This is a genomic window from Paenibacillus sp. FSL L8-0638 (genome assembly GCF_038593075.1).
GTDB classification, from domain to species: domain Bacteria; phylum Bacillota; class Bacilli; order Paenibacillales; family Paenibacillaceae; genus Paenibacillus; species Paenibacillus polymyxa_D.
Genome location: NZ_CP151960.1, coordinates 2,529,028 through 2,550,100, shown reverse-complemented (window position 1 = coordinate 2,550,100; position 21,073 = coordinate 2,529,028). Strand labels below are relative to the sequence as shown.

The 21,073-nt window shown below is 46.0% G+C and carries 19 protein-coding genes; 7 read left to right on the top strand and 12 right to left on the bottom strand.

Annotation, left to right across the window (positions count from 1 at the left end):
• Positions 1-100 precede the first annotated feature (100 nt).
• Complete coding sequence (locus MKY35_RS11440) at positions 101-970, bottom strand: YheC/YheD family protein (RefSeq protein ID WP_342446418.1); 870 nt, start codon at positions 968-970, stop codon at positions 101-103.
• A 208-nt stretch (positions 971-1,178) separates the two neighbouring features.
• Here MKY35_RS11440 and MKY35_RS11435 point away from each other — a divergent pair, with 208 nt between their 5' ends.
• Positions 1,179-2,015 (top strand): DUF6492 family protein, encoded by an 837-nt coding sequence (locus MKY35_RS11435; protein WP_039274598.1) that lies wholly within the window; start codon positions 1,179-1,181, stop codon positions 2,013-2,015.
• A gap of 62 nt (positions 2,016-2,077) precedes the next feature.
• The gene (locus MKY35_RS11430) at positions 2,078-3,421 is read left to right on the top strand and encodes a sugar phosphate nucleotidyltransferase (RefSeq protein WP_342446417.1); all 1,344 of its coding nucleotides are present in this window, start codon (positions 2,078-2,080) and stop codon (positions 3,419-3,421) included.
• 107 nt (positions 3,422-3,528) lie between these two features.
• Here the strand turns inward: MKY35_RS11430 and MKY35_RS11425 are convergent, their stop codons facing one another.
• Both MKY35_RS11425 and MKY35_RS11420 read right to left on the bottom strand, forming a co-directional pair.
• Positions 3,529-4,224, bottom strand: a complete 696-nt coding sequence (locus MKY35_RS11425) for a succinylglutamate desuccinylase/aspartoacylase family protein (RefSeq protein WP_342446416.1) — start codon at positions 4,222-4,224, stop codon at positions 3,529-3,531.
• Positions 4,225-4,229: 5 nt separating this feature from the next.
• Positions 4,230-5,264: a glycosyltransferase family 4 protein gene (locus tag MKY35_RS11420; RefSeq protein WP_342446415.1), complete on the bottom strand. Its 1,035-nt coding sequence runs from the start codon at positions 5,262-5,264 to the stop codon at positions 4,230-4,232.
• A gap of 353 nt (positions 5,265-5,617) precedes the next feature.
• Between MKY35_RS11420 and MKY35_RS11415 the strand changes: the two genes are divergently transcribed.
• Positions 5,618-6,091 carry a C40 family peptidase gene (locus tag MKY35_RS11415; RefSeq protein WP_340957779.1) on the top strand — a complete coding sequence of 158 codons (474 nt, stop codon included), beginning with the start codon at positions 5,618-5,620 and terminating at the stop codon, positions 6,089-6,091.
• Between the two features lie 82 nt (positions 6,092-6,173).
• On the opposite strand, the gene MKY35_RS11410 is transcribed toward MKY35_RS11415, so the two are convergent.
• Positions 6,174-7,550: an ATP-binding protein gene (locus tag MKY35_RS11410; protein ID WP_342446414.1), complete on the bottom strand. Its 1,377-nt coding sequence runs from the start codon at positions 7,548-7,550 to the stop codon at positions 6,174-6,176.
• A complete protein-coding gene (locus tag MKY35_RS11405) occupies positions 7,547-8,260 on the bottom strand; it encodes a response regulator transcription factor (protein ID WP_342446413.1) in 714 nt (237 codons plus the stop codon). The genes MKY35_RS11410 and MKY35_RS11405 overlap by 4 nt, the downstream gene beginning before the upstream one ends.
• A 146-nt stretch (positions 8,261-8,406) precedes the next feature.
• Here MKY35_RS11405 and MKY35_RS11400 point away from each other — a divergent pair, with 146 nt between their 5' ends.
• Positions 8,407-9,057, top strand: coding sequence for an undecaprenyl-diphosphatase (locus MKY35_RS11400; protein WP_342446412.1), 651 nt, complete (start codon positions 8,407-8,409; stop codon positions 9,055-9,057).
• Between the two features lie 26 nt (positions 9,058-9,083).
• On the opposite strand, the gene MKY35_RS11395 is transcribed toward MKY35_RS11400, so the two are convergent.
• The 4 genes from MKY35_RS11395 to nadA form a co-directional block, all read right to left on the bottom strand.
• Entirely contained in the window at positions 9,084-9,758 is a 675-nt protein-coding gene (locus MKY35_RS11395; protein ID WP_342446411.1) for a phosphatase PAP2 family protein, read from the bottom strand.
• 342 nt (positions 9,759-10,100) lie between these two features.
• Positions 10,101-10,934: a membrane protein insertase YidC gene (gene yidC, locus MKY35_RS11390; RefSeq protein WP_039274618.1), complete on the bottom strand. Its 834-nt coding sequence runs from the start codon at positions 10,932-10,934 to the stop codon at positions 10,101-10,103.
• On the bottom strand, positions 10,900-11,229 hold the full coding sequence (locus MKY35_RS11385; RefSeq protein ID WP_223830783.1) for a hypothetical protein: 330 nt from the start codon (positions 11,227-11,229) through the stop codon (positions 10,900-10,902). The genes yidC and MKY35_RS11385 overlap by 35 nt, the downstream gene beginning before the upstream one ends.
• 161 nt (positions 11,230-11,390) lie before the next feature.
• Positions 11,391-12,497, bottom strand: a complete 1,107-nt coding sequence (gene nadA, locus MKY35_RS11380; RefSeq protein WP_342446410.1) for a quinolinate synthase NadA — start codon at positions 12,495-12,497, stop codon at positions 11,391-11,393.
• A gap of 166 nt (positions 12,498-12,663) precedes the next feature.
• Between nadA and MKY35_RS11375 the strand changes: the two genes are divergently transcribed.
• Together MKY35_RS11375 and MKY35_RS11370 are read left to right on the top strand one after the other, a co-directional pair.
• Positions 12,664-13,818, top strand: coding sequence for an IscS subfamily cysteine desulfurase (locus MKY35_RS11375; RefSeq protein ID WP_342446409.1), 1,155 nt, complete (start codon positions 12,664-12,666; stop codon positions 13,816-13,818).
• Positions 13,815-14,354, top strand: a complete 540-nt coding sequence (locus MKY35_RS11370; RefSeq protein ID WP_039274627.1) for a transcription repressor NadR — start codon at positions 13,815-13,817, stop codon at positions 14,352-14,354. The genes MKY35_RS11375 and MKY35_RS11370 overlap by 4 nt, the downstream gene beginning before the upstream one ends.
• A gap of 130 nt (positions 14,355-14,484) precedes the next feature.
• Here the strand turns inward: MKY35_RS11370 and greA are convergent, their stop codons facing one another.
• Positions 14,485-14,964 carry a transcription elongation factor GreA gene (gene greA / locus MKY35_RS11365; protein ID WP_013310174.1) on the bottom strand — a complete coding sequence of 160 codons (480 nt, stop codon included), beginning with the start codon at positions 14,962-14,964 and terminating at the stop codon, positions 14,485-14,487.
• Between the two features lie 365 nt (positions 14,965-15,329).
• Here greA and MKY35_RS11360 point away from each other — a divergent pair, with 365 nt between their 5' ends.
• Positions 15,330-15,683: a hypothetical protein gene (locus tag MKY35_RS11360; protein WP_272640611.1), complete on the top strand. Its 354-nt coding sequence runs from the start codon at positions 15,330-15,332 to the stop codon at positions 15,681-15,683.
• 241 nt (positions 15,684-15,924) lie between these two features.
• Here MKY35_RS11360 and MKY35_RS11355 read toward each other — a convergent pair whose 3' ends face one another.
• Positions 15,925-18,960, bottom strand: coding sequence for a chitinase N-terminal domain-containing protein (locus MKY35_RS11355; RefSeq protein WP_342446408.1), 3,036 nt, complete (start codon positions 18,958-18,960; stop codon positions 15,925-15,927).
• 99 nt (positions 18,961-19,059) lie between these two features.
• Positions 19,060-20,961: a serine hydrolase domain-containing protein gene (locus MKY35_RS11350; protein WP_342446407.1), complete on the bottom strand. Its 1,902-nt coding sequence runs from the start codon at positions 20,959-20,961 to the stop codon at positions 19,060-19,062.
• Between the last annotated feature and the right edge of the window lie 112 nt (positions 20,962-21,073).

The following is a 21,073-nucleotide window of genomic DNA, read 5'->3' as shown; positions in this document are numbered from 1 at the left end:
CTTTCATGTAAGCATAGCACAGGGTCACAGGTTGTTCAATTTTAAATAGCCCACTCCATTGTTCATATAGGAGTGGGCTGGCAATGAAGCTATCCACTAATCAAGATACTTTTTCTTTTTTAGAGTCCTTAATTACATTCTTATCTTTGTTCTTATCTTTGTTCTTATCTTTGTTCTTATCTTTATTTGTGTCTTTGCTTGGGACCCTGACCTTCCTTCTTTCATTAGCCAGTCGCCAATAGCCTAATACTTTACGGTACATGGACTTATCTGATAATTGGTTAAAAATATATGGGTCCGGCTTCGTATTCACCTCAATAATCCATGGGGTAAAGCGATGATCCAGTCCAATGTCCACACCAATTTGCCGGAAATTTGGATATGTTTTTTGCAGTTGCTTGGCGATGGTAAGACCCAGTTCATTTAGTTTCTTGACCAGCTCCGCCTGTTTGCTTTGCGATAAATGGGATTTTAGTAACTGCTCCAAGGCCATCGGCTTACCACCACTATGATAGTTAGTCACGATTTTACGGGGATGACCCAGACGTCCAATAATTCCGGTAGACTCCCATAGCCCTTTTTCATTACGCTGCACCATGACCCGAATATCAAAATAACGCATTTGATGGCGTAGCAAATGGATTCCCTTTTGAATAAGATAACTTTTCTTCCCCGTATGTTTCGATAGGCTGGTATATAGTGCATCCAAATGTTTGAATTCCTGACGCGTTTCCTCAAATTGATAGGCGAAACGCTGGCCAGCCTCCTGCTCTACTCTCATTACACCTTTACCAAAGGTACCTCGCTCGGGTTTTACATAGACCATACCGTACTTCTCCAGCATTGACTTCAAATTTGCTTTGTTATATTTCCGAGTTTCAGGTACATAAGGTTTGATGCTGCCATGCTGGAGCAACAATTGGGTTTTATGCCATTTGCTGCGCAACGCCTGCGCCTGTGAAGAATTCACTTGCCCCTCTCCTCTCTACTCTCAGGTAGAACGCTCCTGTTAAAAAAGATCAATCTATCGTATGCGCTAACTCCCCATTCGAAGCTTCATCAGCCCTGTCCTGCATAGAAATGGACGTTTGACCTTGCCCGGTCGAAAGCGCCTGTCCAAGCATACAATATTAGGAGACACTGGGAGCGTATATTTGCACATATAGGGAGTGAATAACATGTCAGCGCAATCGGATGGGCCACGAAAGGGTTCCCTTACAATCGATGTTCTGATCCCCGCAATTGATAAAGATATTGTCACACTACCGCTGGTGATTGACAGTCTGCGCCGTCACGTGCAGCACCGAATTGGAACTATCTATATCATTTCACCACAAAGCACCGGGATTCGCCGTCTGTGCGTAAACAAGAAATGTACATTTATAGACGAAAAAACGGTGCTACCCATCACCAAAAAACATATTCATTACGGGACAACACGCTGGGACCGCTCAGGCTGGCTGTATCAACAATTGCTCAAAATGAATGGCGACAAAATCAGTAAAGCCTCTTTTTTTCTCGTCATTGACGCAGACACGATTTTGATTCGTCCACATACGTTCCGTAAAGACGGAAAAACGATTTTTTACTACCGCAACTGGAGCCAGCCAGAGTATTTTCGCACCTATCACAAGCTGATGGGCGTTAAAGCTCCCTCACCAAAGTCCTTTGTTACTCACTATATGCTTTTTGAAAAAGCACAGCTTACCCGGCTCAAGCAAGTTATCGAGGCACGACATGGGAAACCCTGGTACAACGCAATTATTCACAGTGTAGACCGGACAAAACAGTTTGGTTTTTCCGAATATGAAACGTATGCCAACTATTTATACAGCCATCAGCCCTCTCGGATGATTTTGCGCAAGTCATTGAATAAAGCGCTTCATAGTCGGGCTTCTTCCCTGTCGCAAAAACAATTGGATGTCTTGGCCGAGAACTATCGCTCCTTATCTTTTCATCAACGCAAGGTGTACCAACTTGCTCCAAAAACAAAGATTGAATCATCGCTAAAATAGTTTTTAAAATCCTGCAAAATGATGCAGTCCAAAATAGATCTGCATTGAAGGAGGAAACGTCCGTGCGCATCGTATTATTATGCGGTGGTGCCGGAAAACGGCTATGGCCACTATCCAACGAAATCCGGTCGAAGCTGTTTCTCCGGTTGTTGTCCGCTCCTGACGGGCGAAAGGAATCTATGCTCGGCCGGGTGTACCGTCAGCTTACCTTAACCGGGCTGGATTCCTCTGCCCTGCTTCTGGCTCATCGGAGTCAGGTAAATCTAGCCTTTCGCCATACAGAAGGTCGTCTGCCCGTTCTGGGCGAGCCTGCCAAACGGGGAACCTTCACCGCTGCTGCACTGGCAGCTGCTTATTTTCACACCAGAGGCACAGGGCTGGATGAAGTTCTCTGCATTGCCCCAGCGGACATGTTTGCAGGAGAGGATTTCTTCCATAGCATAGCAGCGCTCTCCGGCATATTGTTTGAGAGCGGAGCCGATCTGGCTATGCTTGGGACAAGGCCCACTCATCCCTCCGACCAATACGGCTACGTCGTTCCGGGTCTGCAAATGATACGGGAAGGGAAAACTTCCTATGCGCAAGTTGCTCGCTTCACAGAAAAGCCGGATCTCCCCGGAGCACAACAGCTTATTCATCAGGGCGCGCTCTGGAACTGTGGTGTTTACGCTTTTACATTACGGTATATGCTGTCCTGTATGGAGCGAAGTGATCTGCCGCTGAACGATAAAGCATTATGCGCGATGTATGATAGCCTCCCCGTTCGCAGTTTCGACGAAGAGATTGCAGAGCGTGCCGAACATGCCATCGTCCTGCCCTACGATGGCGAATGGCACGACATCGGCAACTGGCAGGCTCTAACAGAGCAGCTAAGCAGTCAAGTAATCGGGCGTGGACAGATTAGTGGGCAGACTCATGGCACGCATATCGTTAATGAGCTGCCCTATCCACTTCATGTCATTGGTGTGGAAGGTATTATTGCTGCCGCGAGTCCCGATGGCATTCTCATTGCGTCCAAGAGCCATGCCCACGTAATCAAGGAGCAGCTAGGTAAACTTCAACTTCACCCCATGCATGGTGAAACCTCTTGGGGCAGTTACCGAGTGCTGGACGAATTTGATCATCGGAGTCTGAACGATATACTGGCCATACGGCTGACGGTACTGCCAGATCAATGCTTGAATGGCCGTATTCACGGCAGTGGACTTAAAGTATGGACGATCGTGTCCGGCCGGGGAGAGGTCATGCTGAACGGAGAACGTTTTGCTGCGGCAAGCGGTTCTGTATTTAGCATTCCGGTCGATACGCATCACACAATCCGTGCCGATCTGGATACACCACTGGAGCTGATTGAGGTACGTCTGGGAAACAGCTTGGTGAACGCCTTCTATAAATCCGAGTCCTGACAACACATAGATATAATGCACGCTACGGATTGTGAACGAAGGTCGCAGGTCGCACATAAAAAATCGCTCCTGAGCAAGGTGAAAAAGTCCTTGCTCCAGAAGCGATTTTATTTTGTGATGCAGTTACCTTTGACTATTCCGGCTTCTTTTAAAAAATGCTGAACGATCTCCAACTGATAGTGTATGCGTACTTTCTTAGGCAGGCTCCAACCCGTTTCCACGGTAACCGCGCGTGCACCTAAAATACGGGCTACAGCGGTGCGGGAGGAACCTGGAAGCTCATGCAGCCGAAGGTTGAAATGTCGGTCGCTCACCTGTATGGAGCGATTCATTCGCTTAATAACCCGACGAACCGCAGGAACCACCGGGTTGGCCTTGTTGGAGATTAGCGTTTGACCAAGCACCTCGGCATCCTTTTGTGACAATCCATTGGCCTCATGCAAGTCAAGATACCATTCAGGTTGATGCTTTTGTGTTAATTTGAATAGAGCAGCGGAAAGTGGTTGTGTTGCCAGCTGCTTTTTTTTGCGCGGAAAGGTTCGATTAAGATCAGGTATTCCTCTAATCCGTTTGCGGTAAGCCTTTTGGTTTACAATCGGTACAATTATAAGCTTACCATGGTTAAATCGCTGTTTTTGCTGATTCAAAAGCTTCACCAGTTTCTCAGCAGCTCGTATGCTAGCTATTTCATTACCATGTATCCCCGCGACCACCATCACACACGGACCTTTCTGCCCCCCTGTGACTATATAATAAGGAGTTGCCCAAGAGCCATTTCCGAGCATATATCGTTTGACCTGCATCCCCTTCACCTCCGTATAGGCTGTCGTTGTCCTCTCTTCTGTTCTCGCCGACGGATGATTTCACGGTATAGTCTTAAGTAGTTACTGGTCATCTGTTTGTTGGTAAATCTTTGGTTGACATATGAACGAAGCTGCGCTGGTGACGGATAATTTTTTTGCTGTGCCTTTCGTGCCATTTGGCTAATTGATTTGCAAATCAACTGTGGAAAGCCCAAGAGTACCTCGGGAACGGAGCCGTTTTTTAATGCCAGCACCGGTGTCCCACAAGCCATGGCCTCGACCATTACGAGTCCGAACGGCTCTTCCCACAGTGTCGGAAACAGCAGACACTCTGCATGTTTCAGCAGCTTCTGTTTCTGAGCGCCTCCAACTGCACCTACATAGCGTATATTCGGATTGCGCTGAATTCGTTTCTGAATCTCTTTACGGAAAAATTCTGGAGCTTTGATAGGACCTGCAATAAGCAGTTTTTTTCCTGTTCGTTCTGCAACCTGAATGGCCTGCAATACACCTTTATCTCGTATGATTCTGCCCATGAACAGCAAGTAGCCACGCTTCTCACTGCTGAACTCGTATTCATGGGTGTTGATACCATTATAGATATAAAAACCTTTGCCCCTGCCCATCAGCTGACGTGCTCGTTTACTGACATATACCGGGTTTTTACCGTGTCTCTTTACTGGAAGATGAACGGTGCATACTGATGGACAAGGCAGCTTCCTACGCCCCACAGAAGAACGAAAAGTATGATCATGAATGATATGTGTGTTGGAAGGCATATGCCGGAGTACATATTGGGGGATCTGACTATGTTTCAAACCCTTGGGATAGGTAATCAACCGCGCACTGCTCCTGCTCCCACGGGCGGCAAACAGCGATACATGATGCCCTCGTCTCACCAATTCCTCAGTTAATTCATGCACGACCTTTTCCGTTCCGCCTTTGTTAGAGGGTACCGGCTGTGCATCGGGATAGTTGGAAATGACCTGAACAATGGTTAGACGCCGTTTTTTGAGTGCTTTATTCTGCTTTGAAGCCATACGAATTCCCCTTCCTGACCGGAAATACGGTGTGATCCTTACGATGTCAACGGGAATCAGAGCATACTCCCGTACAAGTTATAAATTGTAGTATATAGGTATGTATATTTTGCGTGATTGCTTGTGCCAATCGTCTGCAAGTCGTTTTTTGCCATACGAGCCTATCTATAAGGGGAGTCTATACAATTTGTCAAGCCAAAATTAAGGAGAAAATTCTCATCGTTTTCTAATAAATGAGGACAAAGCGTTGGGGTAACAGGTTTGTAACCATGAGTGGTAAATTCCGGACATTTTATTTGTGTTATTGTCATTTCAGGACATCAACACAATACGAATAACGGAGGAATTTATATATGAAACGTACTTCTAAAAAATTGTGGATGGGTATTTGCTTTACTATGACTTTGGCATTGAGCGCAGGGAGCTTCGTCGTTGGACCAGCCACCACTCATGCCGCTTCGGCAAGTAAAGCTGATCGGATTATTTCTAAAGGCTCCCAGTTTATGGGTGTGCGTTATGAGCATGGAGCCCCAGCAGGCAATACAAGATCTTTTGACTGCTCTTCGTTCACTCAATATGTATTTGCACAAAATGGCATCAAGCTTCCACGTTCGTCCAGACAGCAATCAACTGTTGGCACTTTCGTACCGCGTAGTCAGCTGAAAAAAGGCGATTTGGTCTTTTTCTATGCGCCAATTCATCATGTAGCCATTTACATGGGGAACGGCAAAATTCTGCATACGTATGGTAAAGGCGGCGTAACGGTTACAGATCTAAATTCGGGATGGTGGAGCCGCAATTACACAACAGCACGTCGTGTCCTCTAGGATAAATTTTAGTTGATTCCCATCCACCGAATGCTTAACTTACAAATAACAATAAAAAGGGCTGTTCCGCGAGTAGATATTTCTACTGGAGGGACAGCCTTTCCTTTTGTCTTTGGGGCAGCGTGACGATGACTACCGTTCCTTCTCCTTCTACGCTCTCCATACGTATCGTACCCTGATGAGCATCTGTAATTGCCTTGGCAATCGGCAACCCCAGCCCGGTCCCTCCAGTTTTACGATGCCTGGAGCTATCTACCCGATAAAATCGTTCGAAGACCCGCTTGATCTCGCCCTCAGGTATTCCGATCCCATAATCCTTAACCCGGATATAGACATCCTTTTCATCTGTAGATAACCCTATTTCAATCTCATCCGAGCTGTATTTTAATGCATTATCCAGTAGGATCACTAGCAATTGCTTCATTTTTGTCAGGTTGGCATCCAGCCAAATTTCTTTCTCTTCGGTTAAAATAGAAATTTGACGATCATGTACAGGCTTAAGATGCGCTACTACCTGTTGACAACAACCGATCATTTCTATCCGCTCATGCGGCTCAGGGTCTTTCTGCTGTGAGGAGGCAAGAGTCAGCAACTGCTGTGTCATCGTACGCATTCGCTGAGTTTCTTCATAGATCGATTCAATGGATTCCTTATGAATGTCCTCATCACGCGTGCCCCACCGCCGCAGCATGTTGGCATAGCCCTCAATAATCATAAGTGTGGTATTCAGCTCATGTGAGGCATCTGAAACAAACTGCTGCTGGCTCTGAAAGCTTTCTTCTAATCTCTCCATCATTCGGTTAAAAGTAGCGGTCATTTGGGACAATTCATCTTGATTATGACTGCCAGCGGGGATTTTTTTAAATTTTAAGCTTCTCTCAATTTCCTGCATCGTTTGAATACTACTGGAAATCGGCAGCAATATGGCATTCGCCAAAATCGTGCTCCCTACCAAACTTAGCAACATTGCTCCTACAGTCGAAGTGATGAGAATCGTATTTAAAATATCGAGATTGGTTTCGAGTGCATCCCATTTTTCCACGATCTCCAGCGTTCCCTTCTGATTGCCCTCCGGAGAAAGCACGGGGAGATGGATTACCAGAATTTTATGACCCTGTACATCAGTCAATTGAGAGCTTTGAGAAGTGTTAAAACGAATATCGCCCAGCTTAAAGCGTGACTGGCGACTTACTTCATACAGAAGTCGGGATTGCTGATCAAACACCCTCAGAATAGTATCTCCGGAAAGCTCATCTTTCAGTTTTGGACTCCATGCATTCTTCAGAATCATGGTGTGTCCGGTTTCGGCAATGATTTCAGTCCACTTATTTTGCAGTACTTCTCTTTCATTTCGCGTAGCGATTTTGACGAACAACAAATGAACCGTGATATCCACAAACAGGAGTATTATCATCACTAAAATAGAACTGAGCAGGGTGATTTTGGTCCGCAGCTTCAATGTTCTTCCTCCCTGATGCAGTACCCCACACCACGTACGGTTTTAATTAATTTCTTTTTGTATCCATGATCAATTTTTTTGCGAACATACCGGATATACACATCTACGACATTCGTATCACCAACAAAATCAAACCCCCACACGTTCTGAATCAATTCATCCCGCTGCAATACCTGATTTTTGTGCTCCATCAGATAGAGAAGCAGATCATATTCTTTGGGCGTCAGTTCGATTCGGTTTCCTTCCCGCACCACTGACCTAGTCTTGCGTTCCAACACCAAACTATCCACTTGGAGCCTGGACGACAACTTGTCCTCTTTTTGTGAAGCGGTAGCTGTTGACTCCATTTGATGCCTCATACTGGCCCGCATCCGCGCTAATAACTCCTCGATCTCAAAAGGCTTCGTAATGTAATCATTGGCACCTTCATCCAGACCTGAAACCTTATCAGGAGTCGTGTTACGTGCAGTGACCATAATTACTGGTGTATGATTGTCCACTTTTCGAATCTGCTTTAGCACCTCGACCCCGTTCATCTCCGGCAGCATGACATCCAGAATGATGATATCCCATGTACGTGCTAGAGCTTTATCCAATCCTTCTCTGCCCGTTTGTGCGATTTCAACTGCATATCCTTCATGGGATAACTCCAACTGAAGCAATCTGGATATCTTCTCTTCATCATCAATGACCAGCACCGACTTTTCCATCGCAAAACCACCTATTTCTATAGAAAAAACAAATGAGTAACGGAAAGGACATTCATTTTTTATTTAATTTTAAGCTTTTATCCGTGTAGTCGCTCTATAATATAACTTTGTTATTCAATTTTTTGATGTTAAGGAGTAATTTATTCATGTTAATTAATGTAGACTATGCTTTATTTCACTGGATCAATGAACTGGCTAATTCCCTCGCCTTTTTGAATGGAACCATGCGTTTCTTAGCGCAATATGCACCGTATTTATTCGGAGTGGCTTTGCTGATTTACTGGTTCACCTTTAAAATGCCGCATCGAATGATGGTTTTAGAAGCTGTTATAACGGTTTGTATCGGTTTTGTAATTAGTTGGGGCCTTGGACATTTGTTTTACAGAGATCGCCCTTTTGTCGGATATTCAGTCATTCAGCTTATTCATCATGAACCCAATGCTTCATTCCCGAGTAACCATGCACTTGGGGCGTTTGCTCTGGCTGCCATTATATGGATTCATCATCAAAAATTTCGTGTTCTCTGGGTTATCTTGGCTGTACTCATCGCAGTATCCCGCGTGTGGACCGGAGTGCATTATCCCTCGGATATTTTGGCAGGTGCACTTATTGGTGTAGGTTGTGCCGTCGGTGTTCATCGATTCATTCGAAGCCGGAAGCTTCCTGGCATCTTTATGCAGGCGGCTATTATATTTTATGAAAAATGGGAGCAGAAGCTGGGGCTCAAGCCTGGTGAACAGGCCAGAACTAAGATGACTGAAAACACTTCCTCTGTCCAAATGAAAAGCAGACGCTAAAGCGTCTGCTTTATTTATGCAACCCGTTATGCTGTCGATTTAGAGCGAAGTGACAGCATTCGTCGTTCTTCGTACCGCTGATAAAACCAAATACAAGCTGCCATCCAGCAGCCACTCATAAAATAGCCACCCACAACGTCGCTAGGATAATGTACGCCCAAATAAATGCGGCTCGTCCCGATTGCTACAATCAGCAGGCTGCTGAGTACAATAAGAAGGATACGCCCCAGCCTAGAAGGAACATGCTTCCACACTAAAAATGTCAGCGCCGCATACATGCTGAAAGCTGTCATGGAATGTCCGCTTGGAAAGCTGTATCCATTCTCTTCAATAATACGGTGAATCTCCGGTCTCGCACGCTGAAAAAGTACTTTCAGTATCGTATTCAGCATTACCGATCCCAATACACCAGCCGCCAAAAAAAGCAGTTCTCTGCGGTGTCCCAATACTTTATAGAGCACGAACATGGCCATTAAAATGATGATCACAACTGGAATCCCGCTGCCGATCATGGTGAAAAATTTCATTACACGGGTCATGGAGGGCGACTCCAGTTGTCCAATAACCGAAATAATTTCCTGGTCAAAATGCCGAACTTGATGGTCACTCACCCATAATGCGATTAAGCCAAAACCGAATGCACATACTATACATGTGAGCAAAGCCAAGGAAATAGGCAGCTTTGTTGATGTTTGCTTCATTTTCTATAGTTCCTCCATAATTTCATTGCGTGATAAAACAAAGTGCAGATTGGCTTACATATAGGTCTTACTTTGCCCACTTTTCCCTTATCATTTCAATAAAAGAATTAGTTGCATCCTCCACATAATTGAAACCCGTTTTCAAAAAAATATCACTTTCAGAATCATTTTATAATATAAGAATTTCATATTGACTACAAAATCGCAAGCGGAATGTAGCGAAAAAAGCAGCAACAAAAAAGGACGCCATTCAAGCCTTATAAACGGCTCGAATGACATCCTATGATTACACGTGGCATACTACAAACGTAATTCCCAAGTTAAACAAGCATCATCTACTAATTAGGTTGGTGTGACTTCTCCAAGTTTAACCTTACTCTCTGCTTCCTCTATTGGATAGCGTCTGCGGAACCACAGCGACTGAAGCAGCAAGAAGGTGCCGCTTACTGTCCAATATAATGGCATGGCAGCAGGGGCATTGAAGGAAAAGACCGCCATCATAATCGGTGAAAGATAGCCCATGATCGCAAATTGCTTGCGCTGGTCAGGCGTCATCTGAAACTGAGAAAGCTTGGCCTGTGCCAAGTATACAACTGCGACGACGATTGACAAAATCCAGTCCGGCTGTCCGAGCCGGAACCATAGGAAAGAGTGAGATGCGAGCTCCGGGGTTAGCCGGATTGCGGTGTACATACCGCTCAAGATCGGGAGCTGAATGAGAATAGGCAGACAACCGATATTAAGCGGATTGAATTGATGTTCTTTGTAAAGCGACATCATTTCCTGCTGCATACTCTGCTGGCTGGTGGTATCTTTCTTGTTTTCATACTTCTTCTTAATTCGGTCCAAGTCGGGCTGCATAGCGCTCATCTTGCGCTTCATACCCTGCTGGGCACGCGTTTGACGCATCATAAGAGGCAGTAAGGCCAGACGGACAATGAATGTCAATGTCATAATCGCCAGCCCAAAGCTTCCACCAAACCATTGCGCCAATTGCTGAATAAGCCAAGAAAGCGGGAACACCACGTAATGATTAAAAAATCCGGGTGTCTGTGCATTTATCTCCGCAGCATTCGCACCACAACCAGACAGTAGCATGACCACCGCCAACGCTACCATTAATCCAAATATCCGTTCTTTTTTACCCCAAAAGGTGAATCCCTTGAATCGTTTCATATGTTCCTCCTCGTTGATTGGCTGTGCCATCGTTCAACGAGGGAGAACAATCGGATGCATCTTCATCCGGCGCTTCTTTACGCCGGATATGTCGGGCCAGCCGGACAGGCATGTCCTGTCCACGGGCAGACATCGGCATCTGCGGAGAGGCATGAGACCTCACGGGCCCACCTTCGACCCAGCATTCGGGTACATTGCCGTGCAAATGAGCGAGATACGTATAAGTCACTGTGCACAGCAAGCCGATTGTAAATAAATAAGGGAGTAGGTCTTGAAGCTCAAACAAGGGATTCACCTCCTTCGGTTTGTTGCTACAATTATAGCACGAAACCGGACAAGCGACTAATCTTTAATTAGAGATACGGGTTGGATCACAAGCAACTGAAATAATTATTTCTGCTCCTTCGGTCTAATGCTCAAATCCGGTGGAAGGACGCTCTATATTACGGTAAAAACTTAACGGATAGCAAGCATACGATTCAATGCTAGTACAGCATCCTGTCTGATCTGAGCATCCACACGAATCACACCCACAGGCTCACCCCGGTCAAACTGTTCCATTGCCCACAGCAAATGGGGAAGATCGATCCGGTTCATGGTCAGGCAGGGACACATATCGGGATTGAGCGATTCAATCTGCTGTTCAGGATACTGCTGCTTGATTCGTTGCACGAGATTCATTTCTGTGCCAACAGCCCATTGGGTTCCCGGCTCTGCCGCGCGAATGGTATCGATGATGAATTTTGTAGAGCCCGCGCAATCTGCGAGCTGTACGACTTCATAAGAGCATTCGGGGTGAACGATGACTCGGACGTTCTTATCACGCTCGCGAACGTTGCGAATATGATCTACTGTAAACTTTTCATGAACGGAGCAATGCCCTTTCCATAAAATAATTTTTACGGTTGCTGGGTCCTGTTCAGCCTCAAGCTGATCTGTCATTGGATTCCACACGGCCATTTCATTTAGCGGAATTCCAAGATCGTAAGCTGTATTGCGACCTAAATGCTGATCCGGCAAAAACAAAATACGTTCCTTTTGCTTCAGCGCCCACTCCAGCACTTGCTTAGCATTCGAAGAAGTCACGGTAGCCCCACCATGCCGTCCTACAAAGGCTTTGATCTCTGCTGTGGAATTCACATACGTTAACGGAATGATCGTATCTCCTACCAACTCCTGTAAATGCTTCCATGCTCGTTCTGTCTGTTCCACATTCGCCATATCTGCCATCGAGCAACCTGCACGCATATCCGGCAGGACAACAGTCTGTCGATCGGTAGTCAGCATATCCGCTGTCTCCGCCATAAAATGGACCCCACAAAATACAATGAACTCCGCTTCCTGATTTTGTGCAGCCATTTGAGCAAGCTGTAGAGAATCTCCTGTTATATCAGCAAACTGAATAACCTCGTCCTTCTGATAGTGGTGGCCCGGTATGAGCAGCTTGGGTCCCCATTTTTGTTTCAGTTCGGCCACTCGCTGCTCCATTTCAGCAACCGTCAGTGTCTTATAATGCTCTGGCATAAGCCCTCGATTTCCTTGTAAAACGTCAAGCATAGACATTAGAATCCCTCCATATCGATGCGGCTGATCGTTCCGCTCTCAGCGAACAGATAACCGCTTTGTGTACATTCATATTTACAAGTGTCTTGACACTTATATTTACACATGCCTACAATAATCTCAAGAGTTTTTGAATGGAATTATTTTTAAGCAGGGAGGATTTGGTGTGATATATCTCGACTATGCCGCTTCTACACCTATGTGTGATGAAGCTTTAAATATGTATAACGTATTAAATAAGGAAATGTTCGGAAATGCCAGCAGCCTTCATGATGCGGGCGGTCAAGCAGCCTACACGCTGGATTACAGCAGGCAACGAATAGCAAATATGATTGGCGGGCAAAAGGAAGGCATCTATTTTACGACAGGAGGAACAGAATCCAATATGTTGATCGTGCAATCGATCCTGAACGGGTTGCCACAGCATAAAAAGCATTGGATCATGAGCGCTTTGGAACATCACTCGATGTACAACCTTGCCACTTTGCTGGAACGTCAGGGCTATGAACTGACCATTGTGCAACCGGATCGGGAAGGACGAGTGACTCGTGAAGCTCTTTTACCTCACCTGAGAGAAAACACCGGACTTGTATCCGTACAACACGCCAATTCGGAAACGGGACTGGTTCAGGACCTTGCTGCCTTATCTCCCCTGCTACGCGAACGGGGTATTTTGCTGCATAGTGATGCGGTACAGACATTTGGGAATATTCTCGTAGATGTAGAAGCCATGGGAGTAGATGCACTCTCTGTATCGAGCCATAAAGTGTATGGCCCCAAAGGTGTCGGTGCTGCATATCTCAAACCCGGAACGCCGTGGCGTCCCGTGTACCCTGATACACTACATGAAAACGGATTTCGTCCTGGAACGGTTAATGTTCCCGGGATTACAGCCTTTGTCGCGGCGGCAGAAATGATGACCGAACAGATGGAGTCGCATCAGGAGCAATATGCTACCCTGAGAAGACACTTTATTATGAAAATTCAGGAAAGATCCATTCCGTTACGTTGGGTCGTACAGGAAAGCGAGAATAAAGCAGTACTTCATCATATAGTAGGATGTTTTTTTCACGGTTACGAGGGACAATATGTTATGCTGGAATGTAATCGCAGCGGTGTCTGTATATCAACTGGAAGCGCATGTGCTGCCGGACACCACGATCCTTCGCCTGCCTTACAGGCGCTTGGAGCATCCGGTCGTGAAGCGTTACAATTTATCCGTGTTTCTTTCGGAAGAACGACCACCATCGAGGAATTGAATGTATTGGTAGATATTTTGACAGACCTGACGCATCGAAAAGAAAGGAGCTTATCCCGTTGACTGAATCTTTAAAACGGTCAGGTACGGATCGCCGCGAACAGCTACTGTTGTGGCTCAAGAGCGAATCACCACTGACCGGGAGCGAACTGGCGCGCAGATCCTCCGTCTCCCGACAAGTAATTGTACAGGATATTTCCCTGTTAAAGGCAAGCCAAGAGCCTATCCTTGCAACGAGTCAAGGATACATTTATATGGAGCCTGCGAGTCAGGCAACTCCCTTAGCCTCACGTATTATTGTGTGTAAACATCGACCTGAACAGACAGAAGAGGAACTAAAGCTGATTGTGGACTACGGCGTAAGTGTGCAGGATGTTATTGTTGAGCATCCGGTATACGGGGATCTGACTGCTCCGATACGGGTCGGAACTCGCAAGGAAGTGGACGATTTTATCCGTAAAATCAGCTCTACCCAGGCCACTTATTTGTCCCAACTGACGGGAGGCATCCATCTGCATACCTTGAATGCCTCAGATGAAGATAAAATTAACGATGCCTGCGCTGCGTTGGAGCAAGCAGGCTTCCTGATGACGGACTAACTTAGTACGCTATATGGAGCTATGAAAATCCTGTCCAGTATGTGGAGTGCAACTGCACTCCACAGGGACGGGATGTAAGCAGCGAGAATAAAAAATCCCGGCCCCCTCATATAAGGGAATCGGGAATAAATTATGTGAGCTTAATTTCAAGCAGCTCATATTTAATTACAGCCATGGGTGCATCCACATGAATGATACTGCCCACTTCTTTACCCAAAAGTGCCTTGCCTAAAGGACTCTCATAGGAAATTTTGTTATCAAGAACGTCCGCCTCAGCAGGACTTACAATTTTGTATTCCATCTTCTCCGAAAATTCGATGTCATTCAGAATGACAGTCGATCCGATACTAACGGTTCTAAGGTCTAAATTACTCTCGTCCACGACCCGGGCTTTGGTCAGCATCTTCTCCAATATGAGAATGCGGGTTTCCATAAACGCTTGATCGTCCTTGGCTGAGTGATACTCACTATTTTCTTTCAAATCACCGTAGCTGATAGCCAACTTAAGGCGTTCGGCTAGCTCCTTGCGTTTTACGGTCTTCAGTTCCTTAAGTTCATCCTCCAGCTTGGCCAATCCCTCTTTAGTTAACAATACTTCTTCATTCGACATATTTTATCTACAACTCCTATTTCAGCATTTTGCTTAATTCCAATTCAACGCTCAAAAATACAATAAACGAACTAAACCGTTTCGGTCTAAACATTGCTGATTGGAAACGCTCTTGGGATGTATGCAAATGCTCATTTGGCTTGCTTTATTGTAGTTTACTCTAAATCGGACCAACATGCGAAATAAATTACTGGATAATAGTAGCCAACTAACCTCAGCCAACGTGATTCTTATAGTAACCAATGCTCTCTTATTCGCATATCGTATGATCATAACGTATATTGATGAGCACATGCAGTGCCGCTGCCCTTGTCCCAAATTTCAGGAAACCAGACAGGAGCAGTATATGGCGGGAGGAAGATTCAATGGCTTCCTTAGGAAAGAATGGTAATGGCAATGGGAACGGGAATCGCAAATCCAAATCTCCCCCCAACGGTCAAAAGAAAAATGGATTAAACAGTAATTCGGCTATCTTTTCCGCGCTTCAAGGGAAAAATGTGGAGGTCCTCGTGGCAGCCCTCCTACTAACAGGAAAACTAAACGTCGATTCCGTGACTTTATACAGACAAGCAACATTGTTTTTAGGACTCACAGGAAAATACAAGACACTAGCATCCACTCCATCCAATGTCGATAATATGGTGAAATTTTTAAATGATAACGGCAATATGACACTGGACCAGGTAATACAAGCCTTTTCACAGAAAATAAATAATTAACAAGTGGCGAAAGGAGACTTATGTGGTGAGTGAGTTTGATGGAGAATATTTTGCAGAGGTTGTCATTATTGTGATTCTAGTTGCCATGTTCTTCTATGGCTCCTCAGATATAGAGGGACTTTCCGCTTCGCCAACCCAATCCTAAAATGATAATTCCCGCTTCGTAAAAAATAAAAAAGCATCTATAGACTCTCACGAGGTCAATAGATGCTCTTACTTTTTAACGGCCCATCATTTCTACTTAATGGCCCTTTACTTCTACACTTATCGTTTGACTAGAAACTTCTCCTGAAGCATTGACTAACTCGGCCCGATACTCATATGTACCCGGCTTTTGATTTTGGATGTTGGTGACTGTACTTTGGGCCTGCGGGCTTTGGCCTGGAAGATCCTGGGAGTCGATCAGTTCTCCATTTTCATATAAGTTGTATTTTGTCCCGTTCGTACCCCACCACATGTTCATTGTAAGGGTATAGGTACCGTCACCGTCCCAATTGTCATGAGATAGCACTGGAGTGCCAGGGGAAGCATCAGTCACTTCGACAGTTAATGGGTCGCTGGTCGTTTTACCAGAAGCGTTAATCAATTCTACAGTATACGTGTAGGTACCGTTGGTCTTACCTGCAACAGGAATGACTGCATGCTGTTCTCCAGGAGAAGCAGCTTGCAACGATTGGGTGCCAATCAGCTTGTCGTTTTCATACAACTTGAGTTCATCACCATTCGTACCCCACCACAGATTCATGGTAATATTGTAATTGCCATCCTTCAGCCCGGTGTCCTGTCCGTTATCATGCGACAGCACAGGTTTACCCGGCACTTCACCTACAGCAGTCTTTTCGACTCTAACAGTTACAGGATTGGATACGACCGTTTTACCATCCAAGGTAACGCTGGCTGTAATCTCCGCGCTCCCCTCTTTTAGGGCCTTAAGTTCTCCATACGTATCCAGCGAAACGGATTCATGACTACTGACATACTGAACAGAAGCGCGGTTTAAATCTGCTTCGCTGCCATCTGTCAGCGTACCCTTGAGATGTGTCACTGCCGTATCCCCAACGTTGAGGGTCGTTTGATCCAGTGAAAGCTCTACTTCTTGCAACTCTGCACCTGCCTGAGCTGAAAAATCATCCAGTCCACGCGGTTTCAACTGATAATTCCCTTTGAAAATCGCCGAAATTCCTTTTAGCTTCACGTGCTGTCCTTCTTGATATGGAAAAGTTGTCCGTGTTAAGCCTGTACGTGCATCGACACGCACATGGTGACTTACTTCACCTGATACTGCATCAAATTCAAACGAACCTACGGGAGTCGCGTCTATCACATTACGAATCATTGCCGTAGGAAGCTCAACCAACTGTCCTTGGTTCGCATCACTGAGTTGGGTGACTTGTACAGCTTCCGGAAGTTGTCCTTCTCCCGTTTTTTCAATTGCCACTGGATCGGTTAACTCTAGCTCACTATTAAACAGTGCCAAGCTTGCTGTAAGCTTTACTCGATCCCCTTGGTGAAAGCCGCTTTGGTTCTGATATACATAAATACCGCCACTTTCATCCTGCATGTAAAAGGCTTGACCACCGAATGCACCTGGTTCCGTCGTCACAACACCTTCTAAGGTCACGACTTTGCCAGCCGGGAGACTCCGTGCTTCTGCGACACTGATACGAGCTGGGACCGTATTTCCTTCCTCAGGCAACGGCTGGGCCGGGACATCAGCCAACACGACGGATTGAGTCAGCAGATTGCTGCCGTTTTGCCTCAGTCTAAGATTAGCTGAACCACTGGTTCCCGGCTTGATCCGCACCGTCAAGTCCTTATAGGCATGCCCTTTGCCGTTGGAATCCAGGCTAAATGTTCCACTATAGCCGTAAGAGGTTGGCCAGCTTCCATCCGGATTTTGAATTTGGGCTACTTGATTGCCGCCCGCTACATAAATACCTGTGCTGAATCCGCTAATCGTACTATTGGGAGCCAGTTGGTCGGCAGTAATCCGAATTTGAAAAGGCTGTGCATTGGGCAGCTGCTCTTGACGAACGATGCTGTACACTGGTTGCGCACTGGCTGTAGATCCGCCATAGGACCCTGCTTTGAAGGTTCGCTGATCCCACCATTTGTAGCCGGCTGCGGGAGCGGACCAAGGCTCGGCTTGTGGTTCCGTGGAAGCCTGTGGCTCTTCAAAAGGCAGTAATGCCGTCGGCTGGTCCAGCTGTAAGCTTTTCACTTCCGTCAGGCTGGTATACTCCTCCTTCTTGGACAACCAGTCTACGATATTGACCAGTAACTCGGTGTCATCCTGCTCCTTAAAGCCGTCATACGTTGTCTTCTTGGTTCCTGTCTCTTCGCGCAAATATTTTGGCGTTGCATCTTCGACAGGAGACGAGTCCCCAATGAAAGCAGCTTTGCCTAGTCCTACTTTCGATACAGCTGCATAAGGTCCTTCCGGAATGCCGCCTCCGTTATACACGCCCTGATCTACCGCGTTGCCCCAAGCCTGATTGGTTTTAGGAAGATATACGATCCCCTTGGCTTTCGCTGGGTCGATAATCGCGAGTGTTGATCCTGCATGCATTGCCACATTGCTCACTCCAGCTGTAATGCCGAACGCCTGCGCTGGCTCGACAATCTGATTGGCCGTGATATCGCCTAATGCATTGTAGCGAAAGCGCACACCAAACTGGCTGCCCAGCCAATCTGAGCTGACTACGCCCTGCATTGCTGCCGAGCTTTTTTCTTCCGCACTCATTCCCTTCGCAGGGTCTTCCCATGCACCACGACGATAGCCATTAATGCTCTCCGATCCGTCCCAGCGATTCTTGTTGCGGTCCGCGTTATAATGATCTCCAATAAAAAAAATACTATTGCCTGCTTTTACATACTGCTCCATTGCAGCCTGTTCGCTCTGTTTAAAAGGAATATTCGGCTCTGCTGTAACAAATACATCATAATTCTTTAGATCATTGTAAGTAATGGGCGTAGATTGGCGAAGCTCGTGTACATCATAGCCATTGCTCGCGAGGGCTTGGCCGAAGTCTGAAAATCCACCATCAATCACCCAATCTGCTGCGCCAGCTGTCTGTCCATGAGTATTATCAAACAGCACTTTTTTACCAGCGTTCTCATTGACCACTTTCGCTGCAATGAAGGGGGCTGGGTCCGCCGGACCTTCTGCCCGTGCCGGTTGTATGCTGCCCGCAACACCAGCATACAACGATAAAGCGAAAACCATAGCAGTTGCATATTTGAAGCTACGGGATGTAAAACGACGAAAGATTCCCATTCTTTCCCTCCTGTTTGTTGGTTTAAAGCCCTTCTGGGGGGCATCAGATACAAATTTTAGCATTCATTTATGTTCGAATATGCATTGTTTTGTAAATCTTTAGGAATAATGGATAGGAAGGAAATTCCAATAAAAGAGATACACTGTATGCAGCAATGTGAGCACCGCAAATAGGATTTTCCCGGCAGCCCGGGTTCTTCTTTCCCCTGTAATCAGCTTTGCGCCATTCACGATCAATACCCACACGGCAATGAGTGCTGAAATGAGCGGCAGTGTGCAAATTCCCCAGATATACCACGCGGAATAGCCATACACGATCTGATTGTTACCATAGATGACCTGCACCCCGAGAAAAATCGTGTTTAGTGACGCAATGAATGCAAGGTTGGACGAAATGTGATTATTCGTTTTACGGATAGCTTTGATCACATATCTTACGATCCAAATCAGCAAGGTTGTGATGAAAAATAAGGAGGCGGCTGCATAGCTGACAAGCAGAGTCCAGGTGCGGTGCCAAAGTGTCGTTTGCTTCATGGTTTTACTATCCGGGGCAACCATCATCCACGTACCGTTTTCCTGATACAGCAAAATTTTAAGCTGGCCCTCCTTTTCCACAAACAATCCATCGCCTGCTGCTTGAAAAACTTTGTCTGTTGCTTCATTCTCATTTGGGTATTTTCCTTTAACAATTAACGTATGATCATCTTGAATTCGCACGGTGTATGTAATGTTTCCCAGTATTCGAATCCATTTTCCCCACCCATGAACAGGATTAGAATCCACCTGATATACGCCCTCAATCTCTGGCGAAAGCTTCACTTGCGTGGTAGAACGAGCCAGTGACTGAGAAGCGGCCTGCGGATTTGCGGGCAGCATTTGGGCTATCGCATCGATGACTTTTCCATGAAGCAGAGTGTCCGTGTCAGCTGAATTAATGATCATAAAAATACCGATCTTTTGTGACGGAATCAGTACCATTTCGGAAATAAAATCATCAATTTCCCCGGTAGCCCACAGCATAGGTACTCCTGTCTCCAAATGACCACGAAAAAATCCGTAGCCCACGCCATCCAGGCGTGCATCGACTGCAAATTGCTGCGCATGCATCACTTTTACCGTATGTGGCTGGAGCACCACTTTGCCCTCATACTTGCCTTGGTTTAAATGAGTGATCAGGTAATGGGAAAACTCGTTGGGTGTGACGTTCAACGCTCCTGCTCCGGGCAGATTGATATACGACAAAGGCTGTTTCAAATACGCTCCATCCTTCCACTGATACGACTGGGCCAGTGCAGGATGATTTAACGGCAATTCCAGCGTCGCGCTGGGCATATTCATCGGCTGGAACAGATGTGTGCGAAGGTAATCATTCAGTCCCTGACCGCTTACTTGCTCCACGATATTACCGATCAGACCGAAGGCGACATTACTGTATTCATACTGAATTCCAGGTTTGCGGATAGGTGGCTGATTTTGAAAATACGTGCTGAGATACTGTTCTGTGGGTAAAACGCCTGCCCGAGTCGAGCTGTTAATGTCGTACAGCGCTTCATCCAATCCTGAGGTATGTGTCAAAAGCTGATGCAAATTGAAAGGCTGATTCTGGTATTGCGTAGCTTTATAGCTGTGGAGATAGTTATTCACGTCTTCATTCAAATCAAGCTTGTTTTGCTCAACCAGCTGCATCGTGGCGCTTGCACTAAATGATTTGGTTAGAGAGCCGACACGAACAATGGTCTTTGCTGGATCGAATGCCATTTTCCGCTCCAGATCTGCATATCCGTAGCCTTTACTAAAAAGAATTTGGTTTCCCTGAGTCACGACGACCGCAGCCCCCGGAATATGCAATTTTTCCAATTTTGTAACCATGATATCGTCCACTTTTTTTTCCAATGAATTAGGTGTTATGCTGTCTATTGCCCATGCCGGAGCAATGAGCAGATTCCAGAGAAACAACGCTGCTAAAATTGTGGATAGGTAGCAAATGCCTTTATTCTTCATATTGAAGTACCATCCTTACGTATGAAGTTGATTTAATGATTTGAACCGTGCGGTGATTGCATAGCGAGCAGATATTTATACTCCGTATGGAAGCCATCAGCATGGCGCTATG

What these genes read in the sequence shown, in the direction of transcription:
- MKY35_RS11435 (WP_039274598.1), top strand. Translation starts at nt 1,179, where the DNA reads ATGTCAGCGCAATCGGATGGGCCACGAAAGGGTTCCCTTACAATCGAT.
- MKY35_RS11425 (WP_342446416.1), bottom strand. Translation starts at nt 4,224, where the DNA reads ATGCAGGTCAAACGATATATGCTCGGAAATGGCTCTTGGGCAACTCCT.
- MKY35_RS11420 (WP_342446415.1), bottom strand. Translation starts at nt 5,264, where the DNA reads ATGGCTTCAAAGCAGAATAAAGCACTCAAAAAACGGCGTCTAACCATT.
- MKY35_RS11415 (WP_340957779.1), top strand. Translation starts at nt 5,618, where the DNA reads ATGAAACGTACTTCTAAAAAATTGTGGATGGGTATTTGCTTTACTATG.
- MKY35_RS11405 (WP_342446413.1), bottom strand. Translation starts at nt 8,260, where the DNA reads ATGGAAAAGTCGGTGCTGGTCATTGATGATGAAGAGAAGATATCCAGA.
- MKY35_RS11400 (WP_342446412.1), top strand. Translation starts at nt 8,407, where the DNA reads ATGTTAATTAATGTAGACTATGCTTTATTTCACTGGATCAATGAACTG.
- MKY35_RS11395 (WP_342446411.1), bottom strand. Translation starts at nt 9,758, where the DNA reads ATGAAGCAAACATCAACAAAGCTGCCTATTTCCTTGGCTTTGCTCACA.
- yidC (WP_039274618.1), bottom strand. Translation starts at nt 10,934, where the DNA reads ATGAAACGATTCAAGGGATTCACCTTTTGGGGTAAAAAAGAACGGATA.
- nadA (WP_342446410.1), bottom strand. Translation starts at nt 12,497, where the DNA reads ATGTCTATGCTTGACGTTTTACAAGGAAATCGAGGGCTTATGCCAGAG.
- greA (WP_013310174.1), bottom strand. Translation starts at nt 14,964, where the DNA reads ATGTCGAATGAAGAAGTATTGTTAACTAAAGAGGGATTGGCCAAGCTG.
- MKY35_RS11360 (WP_272640611.1), top strand. Translation starts at nt 15,330, where the DNA reads ATGGCTTCCTTAGGAAAGAATGGTAATGGCAATGGGAACGGGAATCGC.
- MKY35_RS11355 (WP_342446408.1), bottom strand. Translation starts at nt 18,960, where the DNA reads ATGGGAATCTTTCGTCGTTTTACATCCCGTAGCTTCAAATATGCAACT.
- MKY35_RS11350 (WP_342446407.1), bottom strand. Translation starts at nt 20,961, where the DNA reads ATGAAGAATAAAGGCATTTGCTACCTATCCACAATTTTAGCAGCGTTG.